Annotated in this window: 13 protein-coding genes; 2 read left to right on the top strand and 11 right to left on the bottom strand. The window is 46.8% G+C overall.

Annotated elements, in window-relative coordinates; translation table 11 throughout:
- Positions 1-70 precede the first annotated feature (70 nt).
- The 6 genes from ACQ5BJ_RS20895 to ACQ5BJ_RS20870 all read right to left on the bottom strand — a co-directional run bounded on the left by ACQ5BJ_RS20895 (position 71) and on the right by ACQ5BJ_RS20870 (position 6,008).
- Positions 71-802, bottom strand: a complete 732-nt coding sequence (locus tag ACQ5BJ_RS20895) for an ABC transporter permease (protein WP_289356228.1) — start codon at positions 800-802, stop codon at positions 71-73.
- A 1-nt stretch (position 803) separates the two neighbouring features.
- Positions 804-1,517: an ABC transporter permease gene (locus tag ACQ5BJ_RS20890; RefSeq protein ID WP_005548736.1), complete on the bottom strand. Its 714-nt coding sequence runs from the start codon at positions 1,515-1,517 to the stop codon at positions 804-806.
- Positions 1,514-2,428: an ABC transporter ATP-binding protein gene (locus tag ACQ5BJ_RS20885; protein ID WP_289356227.1), complete on the bottom strand. Its 915-nt coding sequence runs from the start codon at positions 2,426-2,428 to the stop codon at positions 1,514-1,516. Before ACQ5BJ_RS20885 ends, ACQ5BJ_RS20890 begins: the two co-directional genes overlap by 4 nt.
- A gap of 207 nt (positions 2,429-2,635) precedes the next feature.
- Positions 2,636-4,018 carry a sensor histidine kinase gene (locus ACQ5BJ_RS20880; protein WP_289356226.1) on the bottom strand — a complete coding sequence of 461 codons (1,383 nt, stop codon included), beginning with the start codon at positions 4,016-4,018 and terminating at the stop codon, positions 2,636-2,638.
- Positions 4,015-4,689: a response regulator transcription factor gene (locus ACQ5BJ_RS20875; RefSeq protein ID WP_268598782.1), complete on the bottom strand. Its 675-nt coding sequence runs from the start codon at positions 4,687-4,689 to the stop codon at positions 4,015-4,017. The genes ACQ5BJ_RS20880 and ACQ5BJ_RS20875 overlap by 4 nt, the downstream gene beginning before the upstream one ends.
- Before the next feature lie 95 nt (positions 4,690-4,784).
- Positions 4,785-6,008 carry an MFS transporter gene (locus tag ACQ5BJ_RS20870; protein WP_289356225.1) on the bottom strand — a complete coding sequence of 408 codons (1,224 nt, stop codon included), beginning with the start codon at positions 6,006-6,008 and terminating at the stop codon, positions 4,785-4,787.
- 215 nt (positions 6,009-6,223) lie between these two features.
- Here ACQ5BJ_RS20870 and ACQ5BJ_RS20865 point away from each other — a divergent pair, with 215 nt between their 5' ends.
- Complete coding sequence (locus tag ACQ5BJ_RS20865; protein ID WP_171415889.1) at positions 6,224-6,538, top strand: ArsR/SmtB family transcription factor; 315 nt, start codon at positions 6,224-6,226, stop codon at positions 6,536-6,538.
- A gap of 64 nt (positions 6,539-6,602) precedes the next feature.
- Here ACQ5BJ_RS20865 and ACQ5BJ_RS20860 read toward each other — a convergent pair whose 3' ends face one another.
- Positions 6,603-7,421, bottom strand: coding sequence for a type II CAAX endopeptidase family protein (locus ACQ5BJ_RS20860; protein WP_289356224.1), 819 nt, complete (start codon positions 7,419-7,421; stop codon positions 6,603-6,605).
- A 181-nt stretch (positions 7,422-7,602) separates the two neighbouring features.
- On the opposite strand from ACQ5BJ_RS20860, the gene ACQ5BJ_RS20855 reads away from it, so the two are divergent.
- Positions 7,603-9,489: a helix-turn-helix transcriptional regulator gene (locus tag ACQ5BJ_RS20855; protein WP_289356223.1), complete on the top strand. Its 1,887-nt coding sequence runs from the start codon at positions 7,603-7,605 to the stop codon at positions 9,487-9,489.
- A gap of 86 nt (positions 9,490-9,575) precedes the next feature.
- On the opposite strand, the gene ACQ5BJ_RS20850 is transcribed toward ACQ5BJ_RS20855, so the two are convergent.
- The 4 genes from ACQ5BJ_RS20850 to ACQ5BJ_RS20835 form a co-directional block, all read right to left on the bottom strand.
- The gene (locus ACQ5BJ_RS20850; RefSeq protein WP_171415883.1) at positions 9,576-10,079 is read right to left on the bottom strand and encodes a YbaK/EbsC family protein; all 504 of its coding nucleotides are present in this window, start codon (positions 10,077-10,079) and stop codon (positions 9,576-9,578) included.
- A 105-nt stretch (positions 10,080-10,184) separates the two neighbouring features.
- Positions 10,185-11,153, bottom strand: a complete 969-nt coding sequence (locus ACQ5BJ_RS20845; RefSeq protein ID WP_005548718.1) for a type I phosphomannose isomerase catalytic subunit — start codon at positions 11,151-11,153, stop codon at positions 10,185-10,187.
- A 21-nt stretch (positions 11,154-11,174) separates the two neighbouring features.
- Complete coding sequence (locus tag ACQ5BJ_RS20840) at positions 11,175-11,570, bottom strand: VOC family protein (protein ID WP_005548716.1); 396 nt, start codon at positions 11,568-11,570, stop codon at positions 11,175-11,177.
- An 86-nt stretch (positions 11,571-11,656) separates the two neighbouring features.
- On the bottom strand, positions 11,657-12,274 hold the full coding sequence (locus tag ACQ5BJ_RS20835) for a class I SAM-dependent methyltransferase (protein ID WP_268598778.1): 618 nt from the start codon (positions 12,272-12,274) through the stop codon (positions 11,657-11,659).
- Position 12,275: the final 1 nt, after the last annotated feature.

The raw sequence follows: 12,275 nt of genomic DNA, 5'->3' as shown, positions 1-12,275 counted from the left end.
AAGAGGCAGATTAGACGACCATGTCTATCTACCTCTTTTTTCTATGTCTTTGCAAGATGTCCTCATAAAGCTACATATCTTTACGGTTGAAATAAATAAGTCCACTAATTAGAAAGAGCAGGAATCCACCGACAATGACGAACAAAAGAGTGCCAACCGATACATTGAATGCCCCGTATTTTTCCAAGCCGTTCATCGCGAGTACAGGCTGTACCCAAGGATACCATGGGCCGTACTTTTCCGAATTGACGATGAGCACATTCGGCAGTGTCAGCATCACATTAATAGCAAGCGGAGCCGCGAAGCTTGACCATGATACGGACACGAACAGCTGAAGCGCGGCAACCGGCAGGGTTGCCAGCCAGCCATTGGAGAAGGCTCTCAGAAATTCAGTCCAAGGGATAGGTGCTGCATATCCTTTCAATAGGCCGATAGCAATTGCACCTAGCAGGAACAGTACTTGTGTAAGTCCTAGCAGCAGTGCAACATGGGCGAATTTCGCCAAGTACAGGCTGGAGCGGGACACAGGCAAGGCGAGCATTTGCTTCCAACCGCCTCCTGCATGCTCGTACCGGCATATAAATGCGGAGAACACACCGGCCAGCAGCGGCAGGAACAAGATCGCGTGCGTGGTTGACATCGTCGACCATAAGTAGAGCCACTGGATCTCGGGCGGCTGCTGCTCAGATATGAATAATCCGATGAGCACGGACAGCAAAGGACTGATCAGGGCAAGCAGCCCGATACTGGATTTGCCCAACTTTAATCGTTCAGCTTGGAATAATCGCAGCCATGTTGTCACATCAATCCACATCCCTTCTTATGAAGTGAACAAGGCTGAACAGAAAGAGCACGAAGCCGATCAAAATGCCTGCGATAACGGAGTATTCTGGAATTTGGGCTTCGTTCACGAGCAGCGGCCACTTGTACGGCATCCAATCCGGCATTTTAATGGACCATACGCATACGATCGTGCCTAGAATTCCGCAAGTAAGCGGAATGGCTTGGTTACTGATAATGGTAGACAACCATAGTTGCAATGCGAGTATAGGCATAGCCGCTAAGAATGGATAGAAGCTGTTCTTGAGCAGCAGGGGCCAAGGGATATTTGTGCCGAAGCCGAGAAGAAGGCCGAGCAGTACAGATCCGACAGCAAGCAGCAGCGATGCGGTGAACATCATGAACAAGCTCAGGATATATTTAGATGTGAACACGCTGAACCGTGACACAGGAAGCGCGAGCAGTTGTTTCCATGAGCTTTGGCGATGCTCGATACTTGCGATTAAGGAAGTGACAAGCGTTATGCCGAACAATAGGGCAAGAACAGCCAGCATTTTAATGTCGCTAAGCAGCCCGAACCATATTTGATCCTTCAGCTTGGATACGAGGTAGTCATAACGCAAGCTGTAATTGAGTGCTTGAAGGCTGATAACGCCGAATGGACCTAGGACAATAAGCAGCCATATCCATGTATGGCGTATTTTCACTAAGTCAGATGACAGCAGCTTCCCGATCATCGTTTGTTCCCCTCTCCAGTCATTGAGAGGAAGATCTCTTCCAGTGACTGCCGCTGTTCTTCAACTCGGTACACGGATAATTGGTTATGGACGAGCAAATCAACGACGGAGGCGACCTGACTGTCAGGCATGTAGTTCATCAAGACGCTTCCTTCCTGCTGTTCCGCGATACACCCAGATGTGTTGAGCAAATTTGTTGCTTTGGCAGGATTCGATACGGCCAATCGGATGCGGTGCTGCGCCCGGCTTTGCAGCAGTCCGATTGAATCTTGAAATACCATGTGCCCATGCTGAATAATGCCTACGCGTGTGGCCATCTGTTCAATCTCACTGAGTAGATGGCTGGATACAAGGACGGTAATGCCATGCTGAGACGGCAGGCTCTTAATCAGCTCCCGGATTTCCAGTATGCCGGAAGGATCAAGTCCATTCGTCGGTTCATCCAGAATGAGCAGTTCGGGACTGCCTAACAAGGCTGCAGCAATCCCAAGCCGCTGCTTCATGCCGAGCGAGTACCCTTTGACTGGGCGCTGGGCATCCTTTGTCAATCTAACGATGGCGAGCACTTCATCAATTCTCGACTTCGGAACATCGATGATTCTGCGAATAGCCTCAAGGTTGTCCTGCCCACTCAGATGGGCATAGTACGAAGGATATTCCACTAGCGAACCGACCTTTCGCAAAATGTCCATCCGATGTGTACGCAAGTTTTTGTTAAAGATGCGTATGATGCCTTTAGTGGGACGTATGAGACCAAGCAGCATGCGAATCGTTGTCGTTTTGCCTGCTCCGTTCGGGCCAAGAAATCCATAGATGTCCCCCCGGTTAATCGTAAGCCGAAGCTGATCAACCGCATGACGATCGCCGTATTTTTTTGTTAATCCTTCGGTCTGAATAATTGTTTCGATCAATGTTTATCACCTCAATCGTAACGATACAGGCTGAAGGTTAAAACGAGAGCGACTGGTTGTTTAAATTCTGTTTAAAAAATGGAAAGTAAAGAAACCCACGATCACATAACAGCGTTCATGGGCGTTGAAAGGTTAATCGTTAATCGTGTATTACAACGTGATCAATCAAATGATAGCTTATACATGGCTGACACTAGATTCATATCGTTAGAGAGATAGAGGAAGGGCTGTTGGATATATAAGCATGACCGTGCCTTCTGGGCTGCTCATAACTTCCCAATGCAGCTTCATTTCATTTGTCATCATCTCCACTATGGTCAAGCCGAGACCAACACCTTTGCTTGTAGAGGCAGCATCCATGCCGGGGCCGTGATCCTCGATCGCAATAGCCATAGTCGATTCATGCTCTTGAATCGCAATTCTGACATAGTGACCTGCAGCGGCATGACGAACGACATTTTGAAATAAATTATCGAGTATTCGCGTCATCCATTGTGGATCAACGACCCAAGTGACGGAATGCTGTGGGAGATGAATAGTAACCTCAAATCCTTCCTTCTCCCATATGGGATACCAGCTTGCTGCCGATGTTCGTACAAGCCGCAGCATGTCCGTTGGGACGGGGTGCAGCGTATATTTATGGGCAGACAGAAGCGTGTACGCCAGCAAATTGTCGACAAGGTGCCCCAAGTCGCTAACTTTCTTATCGATCAGAACAAGCGACTGTTTGCCCTTCTCGGATAAGGACTCGTGCTGGAGCGAATGGGCATGGCCGCGAATCGTGGTCAAGGGGGTTCGCAAATCGTGAGACAGATTGGCGATCAGCTCCTTACGCAAGGACTCTTCTTCTTGTTCCCGCTGACGGCTCGAGGTGAGCTGCTTAATCATTTGGTTGAAGGTATGCTCGAGCTGGCCGATTTCATCCCATTTTGTAATCTCGATTGGTGCAGGCAGCCCATTTGTTGTATCGGCCACCATTGCCTTGCCCAGCCGCACGAGCCGATTGCGGAGCCGATAGAAGAACCACCAAGAGGCTGCTGTGAACAGAATAAACACGAGCACTACGATAATGAGCACATGAGTTGTGTTATAGCCTCCTCTATCTACAATCATCAAGCTGCGTGCAATTTGCATGACCATAAATCCTTGCTTCGAATCCTGCCCAATAAATGCAACAACGGTGAACGGATCTCCATCATAGCTTTGCTTCATAAAAGTAATGGCGTCTCCCGCTTCCCACTGTACAGGCAAATTGGGCTGTTCCGGCAGCTTCAGACGGGTGCTTCCATTCTGATCAACCCAGAATAGCTTGGCTTCCGGATACTCCTGCTTCAGTTCATGCAGGCGGCGCTCAATGGTGACACCATCCTTGTGATTCAGCTTGGCAGCTTCCTGATGCCATCGTTCTTCGAGCTTTGCTGCACTTGCATATATGTTCTCGGCAGGCTTCTCGTTATTGCTTAATAGGGAAGTATAATACAAGATGGTCGATGTTAATGGGAATATAATCGGCCATATCATGAGCGCGACAAATACGAGCGTCAAATACCGTATTAACAGTGATCTGCGCAGCGGGATCCGGGAGCTCATAGCTTCACCCGGTATCCGATGCCGCGAATGGTTTCAATAATTTCCGGATGCCCTGGATCGAATTCGATTTTTTCCCGCAAATACCGAATATGAACCATTAGCGTCTTATCTCCCTCCATGTAAGGCTCACCCCAAACGCTCTCATAGATCTGTTCCTTCGTAAGAATTTGATTGGCATGGCGAAGCATAAACGCAAAAATATGATGCTGCTTGCCGGTAAGGGTGATTTCCTCTCCAGTTTGGGCATGTACAATGTGATTATCGTGCAGGGAAATGCGCAAATGTTTCAGCTCGATGGCAGTAGGAGTTTGCTTCTCGAAGCGCCGAAGCAATACCTCTACTCTTGCGGCTAGCTCATCCGGATGGAATGGCTTCGTCACATAGTCATCCGCAAAATTCAGTCCTTGCAGCTTGTCGTCAATAGCTGTGCGGGCTGACAGCAGTAGAATAGGCGTATTTGGATATTCGCGCTTCAAGCGCTGCCCAACGGTGAAGCCGTCCAATCCTGGAAGCATCACGTCCAAGATGATGAGATCGCTATCAGGTGCGTGCTGAAGTGCATGTTCGCCCGACAGCAGCCACGTCACCTGGTAGCCTTTATCTTGCAAATAATCGCTTGTCCAGGTTCCAATTTCCTTGTCATCTTCTATGTATAGCAGTCGTTGATTCATTCTGAACGATCTCTCCCTATCGTGTCGATCTGTCATTGAACATTATAGCTCAAATGAAATCAGATGGAAGAGGGGGGCGCGAAGCCGAATCCTTTTTATGCTGCGCCGTTAGCTTGACCGATAACGGTTCGTCGGTTGTGCAGCAAGCCTCTGAAAATAATCAGGGAGGCTGTATAGCACAGCATTGTACCTATAACAATGGAGGAAAATCCAGCAAAGTGAGTATACAGTTCACCTGCTAGTGCTGACCCAAGCATCGTGGCAAAGTACATGGTGCTGTTGGCAAGTGCTGCTACGGTACCCCGTGCATACGGCTGTTCCTTTTGAAGCGTACCCATTAAGAGCGGGAACAGCATGCCGCCGAACAAGGCGATCAGCGCATAAGCGACGCTAATAAAGATGACATCCTTTCCTGTTATTACTATTACATACATTGCAATCATGCCAAGAAGGGAGCTTGTAACTGTGCGACGAATACCGAGAGTGCGTTCCACCTTCGATACGAGGATACTGCCTGCCAAATTACCAATACCAAATCCGAGGATGAATAATCCTGTTTGCTGTACATTTAGAGAGAAATCATCTGCGAGCCAATTTCCAAGATAAGAAAATGTAGAAAAAGTACCTAACTGATATAAAAAATATCCAAGAAAAGCAGTGACGGTGCTTCTGCGTGAAAATAGTATGCGATATTGCTGTTTAAGAGAGCCCAATGAACTCCGGTTTTTCGTTGTTGGCGGTATGGAAGGAAGCTTGAGCGCCAATACGATCGTAATTAACAGCGCCGTAATCCCAATAGCGTAGAAGGGAAATCTCCAGTTGCTGGCGGCAAGTAGACTGCCAAGAGGAACACCGAGACATTGGGAAACGGCTAAGCCTGCAGTAGCGGCACCCATAACCTTTACGATTTTTTGTGGTGCTACAAGTTGTGGAATGGAAGCCCACACTTGTGGTGTGGCGATTGCTGCACAGATCCCTGCCAAGGTACGATAGGCGAACAAGAGGCTAAAACTTGTTGTTGATCCGCATAATGCTGTGAAGAGTGAAAAACCAATCATCCCTCCAAGCAGGCATAATTTGCGATCAAGGCCATCAGACAGAGGGCCGGCAATGAGAGCAAACAGGGCATAGCCGAGTGCATAGGCAGAAATGAGCCATCCCGATTGTTCGATAGAGATGTGAAGAACCTTACGCAGTGTTGGAAGCATAGGTGATACGATAAAGGTATCTGTACCGATGATGAACATGGTGACAAAAAACAATGCCATAATCGGACTGGATAGTGATGCGGTAAGCTGCTGATTCGTCGTGTTGCTCATTGTAAAAGGCCCCCTATTAATGAATCCGCGATCATGTGAGGCTCTGCTGCCGCACGTTAAAGATCGCCTATTGTTCAAAAATTGCACTAGCTTGAACGATAAAAAGATACATTCTACGTCATCATTTATTGAATAGAGAGGTGCGCACCTTTGTTCAATAGTTCGAGTGTAATCGAACTATTGAATGATGTCAATCATTTAGGTACAATAATGACATGAGAACATTATTTCATCCCGATATTGAACATATTGAACTTTCGCAAGTGTTCTATGCTCTAAGCGAGCCGATTCGCATGAATATCGTACTGCAATTGATGAATATTCCGGAGCAGACATGCGGAGGATTTGATCTATCCCTGTCCAAGTCTACAATGTCGCATCATTTCAAAGTACTGCGAGAAGCAGGCATTATTCGAACTAGAATGGAGGGAACACAACGGTTTATCTGTTTGCGTAAGGATGAACTGGAAGCACGCTTTCCTGGATTGCTGCAATTAATTTTGACCCAAGTGAATGTTGCAACGTCTTAATGTTGTAAACAAACAGATAAAGACCGCCTATCTAGGCGGTCTTTTCAGATTTTGGAAGTATCGCTTAGCGGACACTGGAATTGTTGCGGATTCGTTTCATGATCCATATGGTAAGCAGCATATAACAGCAAATAACGATGATGCTGTTATCCCCGGCTATATACAGTGCAAGGCTTGAAGTCGGCACTGTAATGCCCCGCAGCACAGCCCAAGTAACATTATGTGCCGAGTGGAACGCAGAGGACGTCCATACGCTGGATGTGCGCAGTCGAATAAAGCCGATGACAGGTCCTAGGAAGACGCAGGACATGATGATGAACAAGCATGCTAACATCGGATTTTGATCATGATGATAAATAGGAGACAGCATGATGATTGGAATATGCCATAACCCATGAATGAGTCCGCTGATAACAAGTGCTTTCCTTTCACCTAAGCTATCTACAAGCAATGGCAGTAAGTAGCCCCTCCAGCCAATTTCTTCTCCAAGCGAGCTCGTAAATAGAGCACCGACAAATTGTAAAGCAACAACGATAGGAAAGGAAGTCCAGCTGTAGCCTTCATAGGTTGGGGGAACATCGATAACCAAAACTCCTATTCCCAAGGCCAGTCCATAACTTAAAGCTACGATTGCAGAGGGGAGAATGAGACAGATGATCCACCACCATTTATGTCCGCTTTTCCCCAATCCGAGTGCGGCCCAGCCAGATCGCGAATATCCGTCCTTCGTTACCAATAGGAGCATAATTAAGACTGCTGCAGATGGGGTTAGCATATATACCAGCGAGTTGGTGTCCGGAACCATGGCAGAGCATACGGCAAGGATGAAGGTGATTGCTGTGTAACTTATAGCCTTCGTTTGGTTTTTTAGATTTGAGAACAAGCTCCATTCCTCCATTTCTTCTTTTTTTCACAGATCAATCCTATTACAATGATGAAGATACCTCCCAGTGAGAATCATCTGAAATGCAGTCATATGAATATCCTAGTTTTCTTTTTTGCGTTCTACTTCGGTTATCAGCAGATCCAACTTAATTTCATAGAAAGAGGCGTGTATTCGTGTAATGGAACAAAGAAAATGGCATTGGATAGATACAGCTATGTTGGGCCTATATATGCTTTGGATTGTATCTGGCGTAGTCTACATGGCAATATCACCGAATTTTATCATGCATAATACGGCAGGATCGCTAATCGAATTTATGATGTGTTCTGCGCTGCCTTTATGGTTTTGGAGACCTGGAAGCATTCATCCGTCGAAATTTATTGCCTCGGAAATAATTTTGTCGGGAGGCATTAATTTATCCATGCATTTGTCGATGCCTTTTTATCTCGACAATATGGTGCTGCCTTCTCTACTGATTGGATTCATGACGACAAGAGCGAACATATGGTGGGGAGCTCCTATAGTAGGCTTATTCCCCTTCATCGGGATATGGAGCGGGAAGCTGACCTGGCTGCAGGCTTTGGATGCGTCTGTCAATCATTTTATTTTGTTCGGGATTGGTGTTGGCTTCAGCGTGTTTTTGCATTCGCAGCGAAAAATGAAGCAGCTTCTTCAAGAAAATGAAGACCAAATCAATGTCATACGCCAATATACGGAGCAGGTGGAGAGGCTTACTGTACAGGAGGAGCGCAATCGAGTGGCAGGTGAGCTTCATGATACATTAGGACATTCTCATGTATCTATTGTAATGGGGATGGAATCAGTCAAGACTCTTATGGCTGTTGATCTGGAACAGGCTAAGCTGCGGCTTGAGCTTGTTATAGAGCATGCGCGCAGCAGCTATGAGAAGGTACGGCATCACATCCATGATATTGCATCTTCAGAGGAAGAGCAGTATAGCTTAGAAGAAGTGCTGGGGCAACTACTTGATACGCTCCACAACCAAACTGATATAGAATGTAAATTTATTGCCGAGGGCAGCGCCTATTGTATTCCTTATGCTCATCGTATGGCGATAGAGCGGTGTGTACAGGAAGCGGCAACGAACGCAGTGCGACACGGCAAGGCTTCAATAATCGAAGTTAGACTTGTCTATGACACCGAGGAAGTATGTTTATTTATTCGCGATAATGGCATTGGTGATGAGAATCTAACATTCGGCTATGGTCTATCATCAATGAATGAGCGCTTGCAGGCTTACGGCGGACAACTGAAGGTACGTTCCTCCCTAGGAGGTGGCATAGAGGTCATTTGCAAGGTTCCACGCATTATGCCACTTGAAGAGGAGCGTCCAATCCGCTTGCTTATTGTAGATGATGAGCAGCTTATTCGTGAAAGCCTGTGCTTTTTATTTGAGCAAGAGGAAGATATTCATGTAGTAGGGACAGCAAGGGATGGTAAGGAAGCAATTGAATATGCGGAACATGAACATTCGGATATTGTGCTTATGGATATTCGAATGCCACGGATGGATGGACTTGCAGCCGTTCGGGTGATAAAAGAAAGATGGCCAGCTATGAAGGTGATATTGCTGACCACGATTGAGGAAACGGATTATGCAGTGCAAGCAATCGATGCAGGTGCTGAGGCATACTTGCTCAAGTCTGTGCATCCTGAGGAACTGTTGGCTAGCGTGCGGCTTGTACATCATGGGGGAACGTCCCTCTCACAATCTGTAACGCGGATGCTGTCAGATCAATTAAAGCACATCGAACATGACGAGCAGGAGGATCGAAAGCTGCAGGCGCCAGAGTCGAATACTCAGCATACCTTTCTCGTCCAAGATCCTTTTGGCTTGACCGAACGAGAGAAGCAAGTGCTTCAGTATTTGGCACAAGGAATGAAATATCGAGAAATCGCACAGACACTCTATTTAGCCGAAGGAACCATACGCAATCATATATCGAATCTATATGCCAAGATAGGTGTTAATGATCGTTTATCTGCTGTGAATGCAGCACGGAAAGTACAACTGCTATATTCTCCGCCAACCGCAGCTAAATAATTGTTAATCACCAATCACCTAAACATTAATCGTAACAAAACAAGCGCTTAGAGAATGCTCTAGCGCTTCTTTATGCGTTGCTGCAATTATTTTCGAATTCTTGCTACAATGGCCTGATTCACATGCAGCATTTCTTGAACCGAAATATGTGTTAACGAGTATGGGGAGCCTCCGCCTGTATAGACGAATTCGCGTTCAAGAACCTTGGGGTCAATGATAAATAGTGCGTTGTAGCCAAAAGAAGGGATTCCACCAGCAGGGTATCCGGCAAGCTCTAGCATTTCTTCTTCAAGTGCTAAGCGTGGTGGAGGAATGAGCAGTGCCTTGCCAACTCTGCTAGTGCTTGCACGGTCTTCACCCTTGACGATAGCTACAAGCAAGCGCCCCGCCTCGTCAATCATGCAGACATTTTTTACAAAGTCGACTTTATCGGCTTGTACCGCTTGGGCAGCATCCTCGACGGAATGGCATAGCGCTTGAAGCCGCAAATGCTTAGCAGCCATCTGATGGGTACGAATATACGCAATGAGCTTGCTATCATAGGGATCCAGCGGCTGCGATGGTTCCATAAATTTCTCGATCTTGTTCATCTATGTCCCTCCATTCTTACAGAAATAGAATTGCTATATCGAATTCTAATAAAAGGCATCCGGTTTCCCATCAGGGGACCGGATGCCAAGTCAATCATACGAGTATTAAGGAGCAACAGAACGCAACACTGTGCAGTTACCGTCAAGTGTATAGTTACCGAGGTTAGCTGGCAGCAAGAAGCATTCACCAGCTTTGAATGCGATCTCTTCGTCAGCTGTTTTTAGCGTGCCGGTTCCTTCACATACAACAAGGATGACGAAGCTCTCTTCCGTTGTAGACAATGACCATGGTTTTGCAACGATCCCTTTTTCTACACGGAAGTATGGGGACTCCGCCAATACCAACCATTCGTTCGCAACTGCGCCATTCGTAGACATGCGAGTTGCACCTGCGCCTTCGTAGGCAATAACGTTCAAGGAATCCTCAATGTGCAGTTCGCGAGGTTTACCATCCAAGCCCGGACGATTATAGTCGTACAAGCGATAGGTCGTATCGGAGTTTTGTTGGATTTCTGCAACTACAACGCCTGCGCACAGCGCGTGCACAGTACCAGCAGGGATGTAGAACGTATCTCCAGCCTGAACGGACACCTCTTGCAGAACCTCCATGATGCGTCCTTCTTCAATCGCTTTTGCCATCGCTTTGCGATCAATGCCTTCTTTTAAACCATATATAATTTTAGCGCCTGGCTTCGCGTCAAGCACATACCACATTTCAGTCTTGCCCAATTCCCCTTCTGGCAAGCCTTCATATGTGTCAGTCGGATGGACTTGAATAGAGAGATCATCGTTGCAGTCCAACAGCTTAATAAGCAATGGAAAACGGCCATTTTTTTCGGAAAAGCCTTTAGAACCGAACCATTCCTTACCGTATTGCTCACGTACTTGATCCAAGCCAAGTCCAGCTAATTCACCATTAACAACTTTCGTTGTACCGTTCGGATGATCACCAATCATCCAGCCTTCACCGATATGTCCTTCAGGCAAATCCAATCCGAATTGCGTTAGAGCACGGCCACCCCATACGCGTTCTTTGAATTCAGGTTGAAACTTTAATGGATAAGGTTTTGTCATGTTCTCTCACTCCCGAGTTGTCTAGTTTCTAGTTGATTGGAAAAACTCAAGTCTCTCGCCGTCCGGACCCTTAAAGAAAAAGTAGCGGCTGCCGTTCGGCAAGGTAACCAGTTCTTCATCAATAAGTTCAACATGAGGCAGATTCTTGATGCGTGCTAATTCTGCCTCTATATCGTCAACGGAAAAAGCGATATGATGAACTCTTCCTTCTTCCGTTACGCTTCCAGGATATCCTTCTACAAGCTCTACTTCTGTTGCATCGGTTCCATCCCATCCAAGAAAGGCGAGACGAATGAATCCATTTGTATGGAGGAGTGTGCCTTTTAGCTTCAATCCGATTACTTCTTCGTAGAATTGAATGGAAGGCTCTAATTGCTGAACCATGATCCCGACGTGCTCGATTTTACGGACTGCCATTTCCCTCATCACTCCTTCAATCTGTTAGATAGGATTTTCATTCACCTAAGCGGAGGCAGAAGTTCTAAATATATTTGGGTATGTTTTTAAACTTTATTTTTAAATTCGCTGTCAGGTTGTTTCCGTTTTTCTACCGCAATTACATAAGGGGCGTCAGGACGCTGCAGCATCCGGTAGATTACCACTTGGCCGTGACGGGCAGGCAGGGATTGCGCCCACAGCTGCACCTTATTAGCTTCATCGTCGCCGCCTGCGTGTCCGGGATACAGTACGATGCTAAGCACTCCGCCAGGACGAAGCAGGGTTAGCCCCGTTTCAAGTGCGGCGAGCGTAGATTCAGGGACTGTCATAATTTGCTTATCTGCTTCATCAGTCGGCAAGTATCCAAGATTGAACATAATTGCTGCCGTCGAACCGTGCCATTCTTCATTCAGTGCCTGATGCATCGCATCATGACTTGTATGATACAGGCTCACATGAGTACTTCCTTCTACTCCAAGCTCACGATGAAGCCGCTTACGTGTCAGCTCAAGCGCCCCTTCTTGTACGTCAAAGGCAGCTACTGCTCCGCGCGGCCCTGTAAGGCGAGCAAGAAATAAAGTATCTACGCCTGTTCCCATAGTTGCATCAATCACTCGTTCACCTGGCTGTACGCGTTCCTTCACGACCTGTTGAGCATAGCCAAGTACGGATAAAAACCCCATC

The organism is Paenibacillus sp. B1-35 (assembly GCF_050474385.1).
Classification (GTDB): domain Bacteria; phylum Bacillota; class Bacilli; order Paenibacillales; family Paenibacillaceae; genus Paenibacillus_B; species Paenibacillus_B alvei.
The sequence above is the reverse complement of the archived record's forward strand: the minus strand, read 5'-3'. Positions and strand labels throughout refer to the sequence as shown.